The sequence below is a fragment of the Actinomadura kijaniata genome, assembly GCF_014138665.1.
GTDB lineage: Bacteria > Actinomycetota > Actinomycetes > Streptosporangiales > Streptosporangiaceae > Spirillospora > Spirillospora kijaniata.
Genome location: NZ_JACJIA010000019.1, coordinates 37,248 through 51,513 on the forward strand (window position 1 = coordinate 37,248; position 14,266 = coordinate 51,513).

Annotated in this window: 12 protein-coding genes and 1 pseudogene; 7 read left to right on the forward strand and 6 right to left on the reverse strand. The window is 73.5% G+C overall.

Going from position 1 to position 14,266, the window contains the following annotated elements:
- Positions 1-94: 94 nt before the first annotated feature.
- Complete coding sequence (locus HNR61_RS42515; protein WP_182848824.1) at positions 95-637, forward strand: hypothetical protein; 543 nt, start codon at positions 95-97, stop codon at positions 635-637.
- On the opposite strand, the gene HNR61_RS42520 is transcribed toward HNR61_RS42515, so the two are convergent.
- Positions 606-1,586, reverse strand: a complete 981-nt coding sequence (locus tag HNR61_RS42520) for a DUF418 domain-containing protein (protein WP_182848825.1) — start codon at positions 1,584-1,586, stop codon at positions 606-608. The genes HNR61_RS42515 and HNR61_RS42520 overlap by 32 nt on opposite strands.
- 47 nt (positions 1,587-1,633) lie before the next feature.
- On the opposite strand from HNR61_RS42520, the gene HNR61_RS42525 reads away from it, so the two are divergent.
- Entirely contained in the window at positions 1,634-2,887 is a 1,254-nt protein-coding gene (locus HNR61_RS42525) for an aminoglycoside phosphotransferase family protein (protein WP_182848826.1), read from the forward strand.
- 274 nt (positions 2,888-3,161) lie between these two features.
- Here the strand turns inward: HNR61_RS42525 and HNR61_RS42530 are convergent, their stop codons facing one another.
- From HNR61_RS42530 to HNR61_RS42540, 3 genes are all read right to left on the reverse strand, one after another.
- Positions 3,162-3,794, reverse strand: a complete 633-nt coding sequence (locus tag HNR61_RS42530) for an RlpA-like double-psi beta-barrel domain-containing protein (RefSeq protein WP_182848827.1) — start codon at positions 3,792-3,794, stop codon at positions 3,162-3,164.
- A 566-nt stretch (positions 3,795-4,360) separates the two neighbouring features.
- Positions 4,361-4,945: a hypothetical protein gene (locus HNR61_RS42535; protein WP_182848828.1), complete on the reverse strand. Its 585-nt coding sequence runs from the start codon at positions 4,943-4,945 to the stop codon at positions 4,361-4,363.
- A gap of 275 nt (positions 4,946-5,220) precedes the next feature.
- Positions 5,221-6,648: an MFS transporter gene (locus tag HNR61_RS42540; RefSeq protein ID WP_182848829.1), complete on the reverse strand. Its 1,428-nt coding sequence runs from the start codon at positions 6,646-6,648 to the stop codon at positions 5,221-5,223.
- Between the two features lie 142 nt (positions 6,649-6,790).
- On the opposite strand from HNR61_RS42540, the gene HNR61_RS42545 reads away from it, so the two are divergent.
- From HNR61_RS42545 to HNR61_RS42555, 3 genes and pseudogenes are all read left to right on the forward strand, one after another.
- Positions 6,791-7,720, forward strand: a complete 930-nt coding sequence (locus HNR61_RS42545; RefSeq protein ID WP_220510469.1) for a LysR family transcriptional regulator — start codon at positions 6,791-6,793, stop codon at positions 7,718-7,720.
- 66 nt (positions 7,721-7,786) lie between these two features.
- Positions 7,787-8,897: pseudogene (locus HNR61_RS42550) on the forward strand (low temperature requirement protein A).
- Positions 8,898-8,953: 56 nt separating this feature from the next.
- Entirely contained in the window at positions 8,954-10,048 is a 1,095-nt protein-coding gene (locus HNR61_RS42555) for a winged helix DNA-binding domain-containing protein (protein WP_182848831.1), read from the forward strand.
- Here HNR61_RS42555 and HNR61_RS42560 read toward each other — a convergent pair.
- On the reverse strand, positions 10,045-11,568 hold the full coding sequence (locus tag HNR61_RS42560; protein ID WP_182848832.1) for a long-chain-fatty-acid--CoA ligase: 1,524 nt from the start codon (positions 11,566-11,568) through the stop codon (positions 10,045-10,047). The two genes, HNR61_RS42555 and HNR61_RS42560, sit on opposite strands and share 4 nt — an antisense overlap.
- A 250-nt stretch (positions 11,569-11,818) precedes the next feature.
- Between HNR61_RS42560 and HNR61_RS42565 the strand changes: the two genes are divergently transcribed.
- Positions 11,819-12,085, forward strand: a complete 267-nt coding sequence (locus tag HNR61_RS42565) for a hypothetical protein (protein ID WP_067825321.1) — start codon at positions 11,819-11,821, stop codon at positions 12,083-12,085.
- A gap of 770 nt (positions 12,086-12,855) precedes the next feature.
- Entirely contained in the window at positions 12,856-13,971 is a 1,116-nt protein-coding gene (locus HNR61_RS42570) for a DUF2786 domain-containing protein (protein ID WP_182848833.1), read from the forward strand.
- 39 nt (positions 13,972-14,010) lie between these two features.
- Here HNR61_RS42570 and HNR61_RS42575 read toward each other — a convergent pair whose 3' ends face one another.
- Entirely contained in the window at positions 14,011-14,223 is a 213-nt protein-coding gene (locus HNR61_RS42575) for a helix-turn-helix domain-containing protein (RefSeq protein ID WP_067825317.1), read from the reverse strand.
- Between the last annotated feature and the right edge of the window lie 43 nt (positions 14,224-14,266).

The window sequence follows — 14,266 nt, forward strand, 5'->3', positions numbered from 1 at the left end:
TATCCGTGCCCGCCCCACCCCGGGGCAATGGACCGGACGGCGCAGTTGCGCCAGGGTCTTGTCACCCGGGTGACAATCCCTCGACACTGCGTCCATGACGGGACAGATCAACGACCGCGTCGTCTACGAGGGCGAGACCTACTCGCTGGTCGGTGAGGACGGCGAGGGGCTGTTCGACCCGGCCGACCACGGCCTGGAGGTCCGGCCGCTGTCGACCGCCTGCTGGCGCGGTTTCATCGCCGAGTACACGGTGGTCGGGGACCGCCTGCTCCTCACCGAGGTGGAGCTCGGGCTGGAGGACCCGGACACCGAGGTGTTCGGGGTGCGCCCCCGGGGCCGGGGGCACGGCAACCCCCCGCACACCGGGCTGGAGATCCCCGTCGACTTCACCGGCGGGCTCCTGATCGGCCGGGACTTCGTCCGGGACCTCTACGTGCACATGGGTTTCCAGGCGGCGTGGAAGTACGAGCGCGTCCACGAGCTGACGTTCGAGAACGGCCGCCTGGTCGGTTCCGTGGACCGTTCGGAGGAGGCGGCCCGCGAGCGCGCGGCCCCGCCGCCGGAGAGACCCGCCTTTGACGCTCGCGGATTCGCGCTGGAATGGATCAACCAGACGTTCTCCCGGCGCTACCGATAGCGTTCGGCAGGGGTTTCCACCAGGTCAGGCAGCGCCAGGCCCACTCGGCGGGGCCGTACCGGAAACGGGCCAGCCACCAGCGGCTGGACGCCGTCTGGACGGCCAGGATCGCGACGCTCAGCATCAGGACCCGGTCGTGGTGGGGAGCGTCGTCCAGCGGGACCACCCGCAGGGCGATCACGATCAGCACGGTCGCCGTCAGGTAGTTCGTCAGCGCCGCCCGTCCCAGCGGGACCAGCACCGCCAGCAGCGGAGGGGCGGCCCGCGTCCGCAGCAGGAGCAGCAGGCCGGTCACGTAGGCGGCCCCCGTGAGCAGGCCCGCGGTGGCGGGCAGCCACGAGTCGCCCGGCCGCGCGCCGGTGAGGAGCTGCGCGCCGTCGGCCGCCAGGGCCAGGAGCGCGCTCGCCCCGAACGCCGCCGCCGTCCGGCGGGGACGCCGTTCGAGATCGTCGACCAGGCCGTAGCGCGCGGCGGCCAGCCCCAGCAGGAACAGCCCCGGGATGAGCGCGCTGCCGCCGTGGAAGGCGGCCAGGCCCGCCCCGGTCAGCACGGCCCCCGCGCCCAGCGCCGCCCAGCGGGGCAGCAGGGAGAACGGCGGCAGCACCACGATCCCGACCACGGCGTACGACAGCAGCACCTCGCGCGGCTGGAGGGTCCGGTGCGCCAGCCCGATGAAGATCAGAAAGCCCAGGCGGGCCAGCAGCAGCGCTCCCGGATGGTCGGTGTGCCGCGCCGCCGAGCGCAGGAACAGCGCCGAGCCCACCCCGAACAGGAACGAGAAGATCGGGAAGAAGCGCTGGTGCAGCGCCGTCTCGTAGAGCGCGGGCGCGACCCCGGAGCCGGGCGGCATGCCCGACATCCCGACGATGTTCACGGCCAGGATGCCGCACAGGGCCAGCCCCCGGACCGCGTCGACCTCGGCGATCCGGCGGGACGGGGCAGCGGTCATCGTCTCCCTCGCGTGAACGTCGGCTACCGAGAACCTAACCTGGTGCGATGGGGCGAACGGTCAGCGCGCACGTGACGGCGGACGGCGAGGGGCTCGGCGTGGCCGGCCCGTTCCCGGTGGACTCCCCCTGGTGGGCCGAGACCGGACCCGTCGTGGCCCGGCTGCGGCAGGCGCTCGGCGTTCCCGTCGTGGTGCTGCGCCTGCTGGAGGTGGCAGGCGGGGAGGGTGGACGGGACGGGCACGTGACCTACCACGTCGAGGCCCTCCGGCGGCCCGCGCCCGGCGTCCTCTCCGGCACCGTCGATCATGACGCGCTCACCGCCCCCGAGCCGTCGCGGGCGCCGTGGGCGCGGCTCGACGGGCTGCGCGAGCTGCTGGACTGGGCGTCGGACGCCCTGGCCGGCCTCGGCCGTCCGGTGACGGGCCCCGCCGAGCAGCACCGGACCTGGAACCTGTCGGGCCTGTTCCGGCTGCCGACCGCCGCCGGGCCCGCGTGGGTGAAGGCCCTGCCCGCGTTCGCCGCCGACGAGGCCGCCGCCATCGCCGCCCTGGCCCGGACCGACCCGGGGGTCGTGCCGACCGTCCTGGCGGCGGGGAGCGGCCGGCTGCTGATGGAGGACCTGCCCGGCGAGGACTGCTGGAACGCCGCCGCCCCGCTCGTCGTCAGCGCCGTGTCGCGCATGGCCGCCGCGCAGGCGCGTTACGAGGGCGGTGGGGAGGCGCTGCCCGACCGGCGCCCGCCGGTGCTCGCCGGCCGGGTCGCCGCGCTGCTCGACGAGCGCCTGGCCGGGCGGCTGACCGAGGAGGAGCACGCCGCCGCCCACGACCTCAACCGGCGCTGGGCCGCGCTGGCGGAGTGCGGGCTGCCCGCCACCCTCGTCCACGGCGACTTCCACCCCGGCAACTGGCGGTCCGGCGGCGGCCCGCCGGTCGTCCTCGACTTCGCCGACGCGCACCTCGGCGACCCGGTGCTCGACGGGCTGCGGGCGTTCGACTACCTGCCCGAGGACCGCAAGGCCGTGGCCGCCCGCGCCTGGGCCGACGCCTGGCGGCGGCACCGGCCCGGGTCCCGCCCGGAACGCGCGCTCGCCCTCGCCGAGCCCCTCGCGCACCTGGCCTACGCGGTCCGCTACCAGGAGTTCCTGGACGGCATCGAGCCGTCCGAACGGATCTACCACCTGGACGATCCGGTGTCCTGCGTGCGCGAGGCGCTGCGCGTGGCCCGCGAGCCGAGCCCTTACCTCGGGGCGGGGTCCCGTGTCAGCATGGAAGAAGCTCCGCGGGGATCGGGCAGGTGGTAACGCCCTTTCGCTGGGGATCGCCCCAGGCACCGCGCCGCCCGCCCGTCCCCGCGGGTCGCCCCCCGGAAACGACGGCGGGGGCCTGCCTCAGGGGCCCGGCTGACCGGCGACCACGAGGGGCCCGGCCTCGGTCTGGGGCGGCCCGGCGGCGCTGAGCGTCCTGGCCGACTTTGAGAAGAACCTCGCGAAGTAAGGCACATCACATCGCAGAGCAAAGTCCCCGCCGACCGTGACGGTCGCCGGGGACTTTACGTTCCGCGAGTGGGGCGCGGGATCAGAAAGGCTGGGGCGCGCCCTTCTTGCCGGCGCCCTTGCCCCATTCCAGGACCTCCCACTTGAGGCCCTTCAGGTGGCCCTCGCCGGTACCGGCGTTGTACTTGCTCGCCGGCTTCTTCCCGTCGAGCAGGTACCGGAAGGTGTAGGTGTCCAGGTCCAGCATCACACCGCGGTGCGAGGGCTCGCCGGGACCGCGGTCGCCGACGAAACCGACGACGCTGCGGCCGTTGTAGCTCACCTTCACCTTGGTGTGCAGCGGCCAGCTCGGGCTGGCGAAAAGGCCCTTCTGCATCGGCTTGCCACCGGCCGGGGCGCCGGTGTCGCCGTTGATGCCCGAACCGTCGTCCCAGAAGTAGGACGCGGTGGTCTTGCCGGCGAGCAGGACCTTCTGCTCGGCCTTCTTCTCGCTCTTCTTGGGCTCGGCCTTCCGGGTGTTCCCCGACCGGCTCGCCCGCTGCGGCGGCGCGGCGGCGCGGGCCTGGTCGTGGGCGGCGGCCGGCTGCTGGGACGGCATCTTCTTCTGCTCAGGAGCGTTGTCGCCGCTGGCGGCCGCGACTCCGGCCACCATCATTCCGGCCAGGCAGGTGCCGGTGACACCGGTGAGTACGGCGTTGAGCGCTCGCTTCTGCATGAGGATCCTTCGTTCGGCGGATTTGGGCAGCCGTCACCCGCCCGCACGACGGCAGGCGAAAAGGGGTGTACGGCCCGAGTCGAAAGCTCGGATGAATGGCCGTCGTGGAAGGAACCCCGCTGGGGGAAGGACCCGCGACAGGGCAGGGTCAGCCACGCGAACGGGCAGGACCGAATGGCGGCGTGCGCGTTCGACGCGAACGTGGAAGAGCGGGAATGGTGCCGGGGAGGCGCACAGGCCTCAGGGGGAGACGACCGCTGCATGGACGGTCGTGGTCCGGCTGGTGGACCCGCCTGGCGGGCGGGACACGACGGCTCAGGAACGGGCCCCGGTCAATGGCACTTTGCCGGCGGCCCGTCAGCGAGTATAGGCAGCTTTACCACGTTTCTGCCAAATCCAGGCCGTCTTTGCCCCTGGTTAGGTAGATCTTTTTCCTTGAAACCCTTATGGCATAGGGGTTTGCGCGTTCTTGACCGATCTGGAGATGAACATGAAAAAGGCGACGCCCGGGGCTTCACGCCCCGGGCGTCGCTGGAGATCGCGTTCTGGTCGCCCCGTACGAGAGGTCAGCGCCCCGGGTATGCGGACGGCATCAGGGGCAGGCCCCCGGTCCCGGTGGAGCCGGGGTCGCCGAACCCGGCCGACGAGCGCGGCGCGCCGCCGAAACCGTCGGTCTGCGCCATGCCGCCGGGCACCATGCCGCCGGGCAGGGCACCACCGGACATGGCGCCACCCGGCACCGCGCCGCTGGACACGGGGGCGCCGGGCATCGCGCCGCCGGACACCATGCCGCCCGGCACCGTGGGCATCGGGCCGGTGTGCGTCGATCCGGGGTACGACGAGCCGCCGTACAGGGTGCCCTCACCCGGGAAGGGCGGCGGCGAGGCCGGCGGTGGGGCCGGGGCCGCCAGCGGCATCCCCTCGGTCCGGCGCGGATCGGCCGGGGCCGCGCGCCGCTCCCCCAGCAACGCCATCAGCGCGTGGGCGGTGTCGGCGTCCATCCGCATCAGCACGCTGGGGCGGCCGGAGGGGTCGACGAAGGGGGAGATGGAAGGGGCGGCCTGGCCGGGAAGCGCCTGGCGCAGCTCTTCACGCAGGTCGTGGGCGAGGCGCAGCGCCTGTCGGTCGCTGTCGCTCAGGTGTGCGGTCATCGCGATCTCCGGGGAGTTCACGTGCGGGGAAGTGCGGGGGTCGGGGCAATCCTGCTAGGTATGGCGTGCAGGTGCAAGAGCCGATGCACGTGCATCTGGCCGAGCAGACGCCCCTGCTCCCTCTTCCGGCGCCCCGCCGCGTCCCCCGCCGAAGGATCTTCCCGCTGCTAGCTGACCGGATGGTCACTCACGGCTCGGCCTCCGGACCGTGAGTGACCGGGCCGTGAATCCGGGAAAACAATTCTCTGACCGGGAGCGGTCGCCCGGATCCCCGGTCACTCGGTGTGACCTCTCGTGCGCTCTCGCAGACCGGCGGCCACCACGACGGCCAGCACGAGGACCACCAGCGCCACCACCCGGAAGCCGGCCGCCGTCGCGTCGGCGAACGCCCGCCCGCCGGACGCGGCGTGCCCGGTCCCCAGCCGGGCGCCGAGCACCGTGCCGATGGCGGCGACGCCGAGGGCGCTGCCCAGTTCGCGGGCCGCGCCGTTGAGGCCCGAGCCGAGACCTGCGCGCGAGGGCGGCAGCGCCGCCATCACCCCGACCGACAGCGAGGGCACGCACAGGCCCATGCCGACCGCCATGATCGTCAGGAACAGCGCGTACAGCGGGTACGGGGTGGCGGCGTCGGCCGTCGACAGCAGCCCCAGCCCGGCCGCCAGGCTCGCCAGGCCCAGCGCCACGACCGTGCGCCGTCCGATCCGCGCGGCCCATCCCACGCTCCGCCTGGACACCACCAGCATCCCGATCACCAGCGGACCGATCGCGATGCCGGTGACCAGCGGCGAGTAGCCCTTGACGTACTGGAGGAACTGGGCGTTCACGAAGAACAGCGCGAACAGCCCGAAGAACGCGGCGCCCACGCCCAGCACCCCGGCGCGCAGCCCGCCGTCGGCGAAGATCCGCGGGTCCAGCAGCGGGTGCGCGGCGCGCAGGGCGTGCGCGGTGAACGCGGCCAGCAGCAGCGCCGCGCCGCCGAACGCGCCCAGCACCAGCGGCGAGGCCCAGCCGCGCTCGGGGCCCTCGATGATCCCGAACAGCAGCGCGAACAGCGCCAGGGTGAGCAGCGCCGCGCCCGGCAGGTCCAGGTCGGCGGGGTGCCGCTCGCCGCGCGGGGCCAGCCGCGCCACCAGGGCCGCCAGCAGCAGCGCGGCGGGCACGCCCAGCAGGAACAGGGCCTGCCAGGGCAGCCACTGCAGCACCGCTCCCCCGGCGAGGTTGCCGACGGCCCCGGCGACGCCGGTGGCGGCCGTCCAGGCGGCGATGGCCTGCGGGCGGGCGGCCGGCTCGGTGACCTGGAGCAGCAGCGACAGCGTCGCGGGCATGATCAGGGCCGCCGCCGCGCCGGTGACCAGCCGTCCGGCCAGCAGCACCGGCACGGTCGGGGCGGCGGCCGTCAGCAGGCATCCGGCGGCGAACAGCGCCAGCCCGGCCAGCAGCGTCCCCTTGCGGCCGAACCGGTCGCCGAGCGCCCCGGCGGGGATGAGCAGGCAGCCGAACACCAGCACGTAGGCGTCCACCGCCCACAGCAGCTCGGTCCGCGACGGGCGCAGGCCCCCGGCCGCCAGCTTGGGAACGGCCAGGTTGACGGCGGCGACCATCCCCACCACCAGCACCACGCAGGCCGACATCAGGAGGGTCATGGCCCGGCGCCGCTCGCGGCCCGGAACGGGCGCGGCGACGGGCACGGCGGAAGTCGTCATGAGGTCACACCTCGAACTCGGTGAGAGGAGAAGGAAGGGGCGGAGGCGGGATCCGGGCCGCGCGCGTCGCCTCCGCGCCCTCAACGTAGGGTGGCCGTGACCTGCTTTCAAATGCATCTTTCGCACGTGAGGAATGCGTTTCGTGCAATCCAGGATGGACCTGAACCTGCTCGTGGCCCTGGACGCGCTGCTGGAGGAGGGCAGCGTCACCGGGGCGGCCGAGCGGCTGCACCTGTCGGAGCCCGCGATGAGCCGCACGCTCGGCCGGATCCGCCGGGCGCTGGGCGACCCGGTGCTGGTGCGTTCGGGCCGGGGAATGGTGCCGACGCCCCGCGCGTTGGTGCTACGTGCCGAGGTGCACGAGCTGGTGCAGCGCGCACGGGCGGTGTTCACGGCCGGCGACGACCTGGACCCCGGGACCCTCACCGGCGACTTCACGTTCCAGGCCGACGAGGGCATCGTCGCGGTGCTCGGCGGCCCGCTGCTGCGACGCGTCGCGCGCGAGGCGCCGGGGCTGCGGCTGCGGTTCCTCGGCGAGGGGCCGCGCGACACCGGGGCGCTGCGCCGCGACACCGTGGACCTGGAGATCGGGGTGATCGGCGAGCGGAGCCCCGAGACGCGGGTGGAGCCGCTGCTGGAGGACCGGTTCGTGACGGTCGTGCGGCCCGACCACCCCCTGGCGCGCGGCGGGTTCACCCTGGAGGAGTGGGCCGCCGCCGCGCAGCTGGTCTCGACGCGGCGCGGGCGGCTGAGCGGCCCGGTGGACGAGCTGCTGGCCGGGCAGGGGCGGTCGCGCCGCCTGGTCGGGTCGGTGTCGAACGTGGTGACGTCCCTGCTGCTGGTCGTGGAGACCGGCCTGGTCGGTTTCGCCGCCGAGCGGACGCACCGCCGGCTGGTGGAGCGGTTCGGCCTGGTCACCGCGCCGATCCCGCTGGAGCTGCCGCCGTTGCGGATGTCGCTGGCCTGGCACGCCCGCTACGACGCCGACGCCGCGCACGCCTGGCTGCGCGGGCTGGTCCGGGAGACCGTCGCCGAGGTCGCCGGGGAACCCCCGGCCCGCGACCCTCTGTGAGGGAATCCATACGACGCGTGCATGAGCGATCATGTCGAGGCGGACCCGCGCCCGTGGCGGCTGCGGATGCGCCCGCGCGACCCGCGGGAGGCGCACCGGGTCGCGACCCCGCTGGAGCTGTTCTTCGACCTGTGCTTCGTGGTGGCCATCGGCGCGAACGCCGCCCGGCTGGAGCACTCGCTGGCCGAGGGGCATCTCGGCGGCGGGACCCTGAGCTCCTGCTGATCTTCTTCGCGATCTGGTGGGCGTGGATGAACTTCACCTGGTTCGCCTCCGTTCGACACCCCCTACCGGCTCGCCACGATGGTGGTGATGGCCGGGGCGCTGATCCTGGCGGCGGGCGTGCCGCAGGCGTTCGAGGAGCGCGACTTCCGGGTGGTGTTCGCCGGTTACCTGGTGATGCGGATCGGCCTGGACTCCCAGCGGCTGCGCGCAGCGGGCGCGTCCTGCGATGCTGCGCTGCGTGGCGGGCGACCTCGGCTGCATGGCGCTGTGGGCGTTGGCGGTCTTTGTGGTGCCTCAGGGGTGGATGCTGGCGGTGTGGCTGCTCGCGGCCGCCTGCGAGCTGGCGGTCCCGCCGTGGGCCGAATCCGCCGGGAGGACGCCCTGGCATCCGCACCACATCACCGAGCGGTACGGGCTGCTGACCATCATCGTGCTGGGCGAGGTGGTGCTGTCGTCCACCAACACCGTCCGCGAGGGGCTGGCCGGCGCGCACTCCGCCGGCCTGTGGCCGGTCGCGGCGGGCGGGCTGGTCACCGTGTTCGCCCTGTGGTGGGTGTACTTCCCGATGTCCTCGGCGGGTCTGCTGGAGGGCAGGCGCACGGCCGTCCTGTGGGGCTACGGCCACTATGTGATCTTCGCGTCGGGCGCGGCGGTCGGCGCCGGGATCGCCGTCAACGCCACCCGCTCCGCCCACCACGCGCACGTCTCCACCGCCGTCGCCGGGCTCGCGCTGGGCGTCCCGGTGTTCCTGTACCTGCTGACGACCTGGCTGCTGCTGGTCCGCCCGCACGGCGCGGACGCCCCGTTCGGCTGGACGATGCCGCTGGTCGGGCTGCTGGCGGTCGCCGCCCGCCTGACCCCCTGGCCCGTCCCGGTGATCGGGGCGCTGATGGCCGCCCTGATCGGCCTCAGCGTCCTGGCCCGCAACACCCGCCTCGGCCGCCTCGCCTGACCGTCCCCGCCACTCGGTAGGGTCACCGCTACCTCCGGACGTAAGGCGGTCGGACCATGGCGGACGCGCTCACCCTTCGCGACCTCAACCGCGCCACGCTGGCGCGGCAGATGCTGCTGGCACGGGAGCGGGTGGGCGTCGTCCCGGCGGTCGAGCGGCTGGGCGGGATGCAGGCGCAGGAGCCCAGGCCGCCGTTCCTCGGGCTGTGGTCGCGGGTCGAGGGCTTCGCCGCCGCCGACCTGCTCGCCGCGCTGCACGACCGCGCGATCGTGCGGGCGACGGCGATGCGCGGCACCCTGCACCTGCTGGCCACCGGGGACTACGCGGCCTTCCGCCGCCCGCTGCAACCGGTGCTGGACGCGGGCCTGAAGGCGCTGGGCGACCGCGCCGCCGGGCTGGACACCGACCGGGTGCCGCCGGTCGCGCGGGAACTGCTGGCCGAGCGGCCCCGCACCTTCACCGAGCTGCGGAACCTGCTCCAGGAGAGGTTCCCCGACGTCGACGAGCGGGCGCTGGGGTTCGCGGTGCGGATGCTCCTGCCGCTGGCGATGGTGCCGACGCGGGACCGGTGGGGCTTCCCGCGCACGGCGGAGTTCACCCTGGCCGAGGAGTGGACGGGCGTGGCGCTGCGCCCCGGGGCCGAGCCGGACGGGCTGGTGCTGCGGTACCTGGCGGCGTTCGGGCCCGCGTCGGTCGCCGACGCGCAGACCTGGTCGGGGCTGCGCGGCCTGGGCGAGGTGTTCGAACGGCTGCGGCCCGTGCTCCGGACGTTCCGCGACGAGAACGGCCGGGAGCTGTTCGACCTGCCGGACGCGCCGCGCCCCGACCCGGACACGCCCGCCCCGGCGCGGCTGCTGCCGGAGTTCGACAGCCTGGTGCTGGCGCACGCCGACCGTTCCCGGATCGTCGCCGACACCCACCGGCCCGCCCTGACCACCAGGAACCTGCGGGTCCGCGCCACGTTCCTGTGGGACGGGTTCGTGGCCGGGCTGTGGGAGACCGAACGCGGGCGCAGGGCCGCCACGCTGCGGCTGCGGCCGTTCGCGCCGCTGGACGGCGACGCGGTGGCGGCGCTGACGGCCGAGGGCGAGGCGCTGCTGCGGTTCGCCGAGCCGGACGCCGCCGAGCACGGCGTGGTCGTCGAGGACTAGCCGATCGCACGGCCCGCGCCCTTCCAGTAGGGAGCGCGCAGGTCCTTCTTGAGGATCTTGCCGCTGGGGTTGCGGGGCAGGGCGTCCACGAAGTCGGCCGAGCGGGGGCGCTTGAACCCGGCCAGGCGTTCCCGGGCGTACTCCAGCACCTCCTCCTCGGTGAGCGCGGACCCGGGGCGGCGCACCACGACGGCCTTGACGGTCTCGCCCCAGCGCTCGTCGGGCACGCCGATGACGGCGACGTCGGCGATGTCGGGGTGGGACGCCAGGACCTCCTCGACCTCGATCGGGTAGACGTTCTCCGCCCCCGTCACGATCATGTCCTTGATCCGGTCGGTGAGGAACAGGTAGCCCTCGGGGTCGAGGTACCCGGCGTCCCCGGTGCGCAGCCAGCCGTCCCCGGCCAGCAGCCGGGCGGTCTCCTGCGGCCGTCCCCGGTAGCCGGGGGTGTTCTGGTCGGAGCGGACCAGGACCTCCCCGACCTCGCCGGGCGCGCGCTCCTCCCCGGTCACGGGGTCGGCGATCCGGACCTCCACCCAGTCGTAGGGGCGGCCCGCCGAACGCATCAGGTGCCCGCGCGGCCCGTCCGGGTCGTGGTCCTCGGGGTCGAGCTGGACGATCGCGCCGGTCGTCTCGGTCATCCCGTACAGCTGGAACAGCGGGGCCCGGAACGTCTCCAGCGCCCGCCGCAGCACGTCGGTGGTGATCGGTGAGGCGCCGTAGGTGATGGCGCGCAGCGCCGAGTGGTCGCGTCCGGCCGCGCCGGGCACCTCGCACATGGACCGCAGCACCGCCGGAACGACGAACGCATTGGTGACGCGCTCGCGTTCGAGGAGGTCCACCAGCGCGGCCGGGTCGATGTCGCGGACCAGGACCTGGCGGCACCCCGCGTACAGTCCGGCCAGCGCCCAGCCCGTGCCGCCGATGTGGAACAGGGGCATCGGGACGAGGCTGACGGAGGTGGCGTCCAGCCGCCAGCGGGCCGCCATGCGTTCCCCGACGGAGAAGTTGACGTTGCTGAGCTGCACGCCCTTGGGGACGCCGGTGGTGCCGGAGGTGGAGAGCTGCACGACGATGTCGTCGGGCTCGCCGACGAAACCGGGGTCCTCGGCGGGATAACCGGCGAGCCACTTCTCGTAGTCGTCGCCGGTGAGGACGGTCTGTCCGGGAAGATCGGGGGCGAGGGCGGCGAACCCGGCGTCCACGACCGTCACCGGGGCTTCGGCGTCGGCGACCACGGCGGCGATCTCCGCGGGGGTCAACCGCCAGTTCACGGGGGCGACGACCGCCCCGATCTTCGCCGCCCCGAACAGCACCTCGAAGTACTCGGGGGCGTTCTTGCCGACGTACCCGACCCGCGCGCCGTATCCGAGCCCGGCGGCCCGCAACGCCTGCGCGACCCGGCTGGACCGCTCGTCGAGCCCGGCGTAGCTGACGGTGCGGCCGCCGCCGGTGAGAGCGGGCTCCGCGCCGCGTTCCCGCGCGTGGTCACGGACGATCGAGACGACCCGGTAGCCCACAGCGACCCCTTTCCGAACGCCATTCGGTATCCGGCATGTGACCCTACCCACGCCGCGACACCGGTGGAAGGGCGCCTCCCTCCCCGGATGACCCCGCGAAGGCGCCCGACTCCGAAAAGTGATCTTTCCGAAATCTATGGCGCTTGAAAGGAGCGCCGTTCGGCCGCATCCTGTCCAGGAACGTCCGAAAGACCGCACAAAGCAACCGAATCCGATTCACCGGGAAACGAACCGCCGACGGGACGCGACCATGTTCGAGATCTGGGAGACGAGCGAACCTGCCCGGCTCATCAGCGACGCCGGAAGCCTCAGGCTCGCCTTGGAAAAGGTCGACACGGTATGCCGCCTGCGGCACGACCAGGCCGCCGCCCGCATCGGCGACTCCAGTGAGGGCTACCACTTCGAGATCCGCGACGACCGGGGCAAAGCCCTGGCCCGCCTCACCTACGTCCCCGACACGACCCGCGCCTACCGCAGCGTCCTGAACGAGGAACTCCGCGGCGAAGCCCAGCCCTGATCGACGCCCCCGAGACCGCGCGGACGACCGCCGCAAGAGCCAATGACGCCATAAGCATCAATGGCACTGAGAAAAATCGGCGATATCGCAAGCACTAGTGGACCAATGACCGTCGGTGTCATTATGAATAATGAAACAAGTTCATAACATCGCACGTATGGGTTTCCGGGGCGCCGACCACTTCGTCGGCGCCGCGACGCGTTGAGGGCATGACCCACGCCAACGGCGCCCGGCCCGGCTCGGGCCGTGTCGCCCCCAGAGAGCCAGGATCCGGTCGACGGCCGCAAGCGATCGAGCACGGCACGACTCCAGCTCCACCCCGTCGAAGCCTCCTCATCCCCTTCCAGACACCGCCAGCACATGCGAGCCGGTCATGCGGGCAGCGCCGAAGGACAGGAGCCGCTCTCGCACCGCACGGCACTGGTCAGCGTAAGAACGGACGGTCACGACCAGTCACTCTCGCTCCGACGACGTTGATGACCTGGACAACGTTGGCGGCCTGAACAGCGTTGGAGGCGCGAACGGCCCCGGCAACGTTGACGGCCAGATGGCGTTGACGGCACGGGCGGCGTTGGCAGCGTGAGCGGCGTTGGCGTGGTGGGCGTGGTGGGCGTGGACAAGGCTGTTCGCGTGGGTGCGGTCGGCCGGGTCGGTGTCGTGTCGGCGTGGCGGGGAACGGATGTTCGTCGTTCGGCATGTTTGTCGGTGGCGCGTGACAGGATGCTCAGGGCCCTGGAACCGCCGGGGCTCGTGGGACGACGGAGGCGGATGTGACGGCGGGCGGGGGCCGGGAGCTGGGGCGGTTGAGCCGGGCGGTCACGGTCGTCTGGGAGCGCGGCTGGCAACCCGCCGACCTGGTCCACTACGCCGGCCGCAGGCTCAGCGCACGGCACCGGCGGCTGCTGGTGGACGCCGTCGCCGCCGAGGTCCGCGCCTACCCCGCCGAGACGTTCGACCGCCGGTGGCGTGATCAGCTTTCCACGCTCGGCGCGCGGGTGTGGTGGGGCGGGGACGGCGACCACGCGCGTGCCTGGTGCGAACGCGAGGGCGTCGCCCCGGACGTTCTCGACGCGTGCGCCGTGGAGTTGCTGCGGCTGCTGGTCGCGCTCCCCCGGCTTCCGCATCTCGGGCCGCGGCCCGGTGGGGCCGGGGCCGGGCCGCTCAGCGGCGCGGGAGAGCACGAGGTGGACCAGCGGATACTGGGCCGGGTCCGGGCGCTGCTGGCCAAGGCGGAGTCGACCGAGTTCCCCGAGGAGGCCGAGGCGCTCAGCGCGCGGGCCCAGGAGCTGATGGCCCGCTACAGCATCGACCAGGCCCTGCTGGGCGCGGGCGACGGCCCGGGACTCGCCCCGGCGGGGCGCCGCGTGGCCGTCGACAGCCCCTACGACGCTCCCAAGGCCGTGCTGCTGACGGTGGTGGCCGAGGCCAACCGCTGCCGGGCGGTGTGGCACCGCGAGCTGGGGTTCTCCACGGTGCTGGGGTTCCCGGCGGACCTGGCCGCGGTGGAGGTGTTGTTCACCTCGCTGCTGGTGCAGGCGACCGCGGAGATGGTGCACGCGGGGCCTCGACGCGACGCGCGGGGCAGGTCACGCACCCGGTCGTTCCGCCACGCCTTTCTCAACGCGTACGCGACGCGTGTCGGGGAGCGGCTGCGGGAGACGGTGGACCGGGTGGCCGCGGAGACCGCCGGGAAGGATCTGCTTCCCGTGCTGGTCGAGCGTGACCGTGCCGTCCGGCGGGCCGTTGACGAGATGTTCCCGAATCTGTCTCGGGGCCGGACGGGCTCGGTTTCCAACTATGAGGGATGGTTGGCCGGGCGGGCGGCAGCAGACCTGGCCGACCTCGGCGGACGCGCCGCTGTCACGGAGACGTCCGGCCGTCCCTAGGCTGCCGGCGCCCCCCTGGGGGGCAAGGGGGACACCGCGTCAGCCCTTCTTCTTGCGCGTGTTGCCGCCGCGGCCACGGAGGGTGACGCCCGCCTCCTTCAGCACGTTGTAGATGAAGCCGTAGGAGCGACCGGTCTCGGCGGCCAGGTCGCGGATGCTCTCCCCGGCCGCGTAGCGCGGTGCCAGTTCGGCCGCCAGCTGGGTGCGTTCGGCCCCTGTGACGCGGGTGCCCCTCGCCAGAGTGCGAGTCACGTGTACCTCCTGATGGTGCGGTACGCCGGGCTGCGAACGACCC

Excerpts from the sequence above, each read along its gene's own strand:
- HNR61_RS42515 (WP_182848824.1), top strand. The coding sequence starts at position 95 with ATGACGGGACAGATCAACGACCGCGTCGTCTACGAGGGCGAGACCTAC.
- HNR61_RS42555 (WP_182848831.1), top strand. The coding sequence starts at position 8,954 with ATGGCGGACGCGCTCACCCTTCGCGACCTCAACCGCGCCACGCTGGCG.
- HNR61_RS42520 (WP_182848825.1), bottom strand. The coding sequence starts at position 1,586 with ATGACCGCTGCCCCGTCCCGCCGGATCGCCGAGGTCGACGCGGTCCGG.
- HNR61_RS42540 (WP_182848829.1), bottom strand. The coding sequence starts at position 6,648 with ATGACGACTTCCGCCGTGCCCGTCGCCGCGCCCGTTCCGGGCCGCGAG.
- HNR61_RS42525 (WP_182848826.1), top strand. The coding sequence starts at position 1,634 with ATGGGGCGAACGGTCAGCGCGCACGTGACGGCGGACGGCGAGGGGCTC.
- HNR61_RS42565 (WP_067825321.1), top strand. The coding sequence starts at position 11,819 with ATGTTCGAGATCTGGGAGACGAGCGAACCTGCCCGGCTCATCAGCGAC.
- HNR61_RS42530 (WP_182848827.1), bottom strand. The coding sequence starts at position 3,794 with ATGCAGAAGCGAGCGCTCAACGCCGTACTCACCGGTGTCACCGGCACC.
- HNR61_RS42535 (WP_182848828.1), bottom strand. The coding sequence starts at position 4,945 with ATGACCGCACACCTGAGCGACAGCGACCGACAGGCGCTGCGCCTCGCC.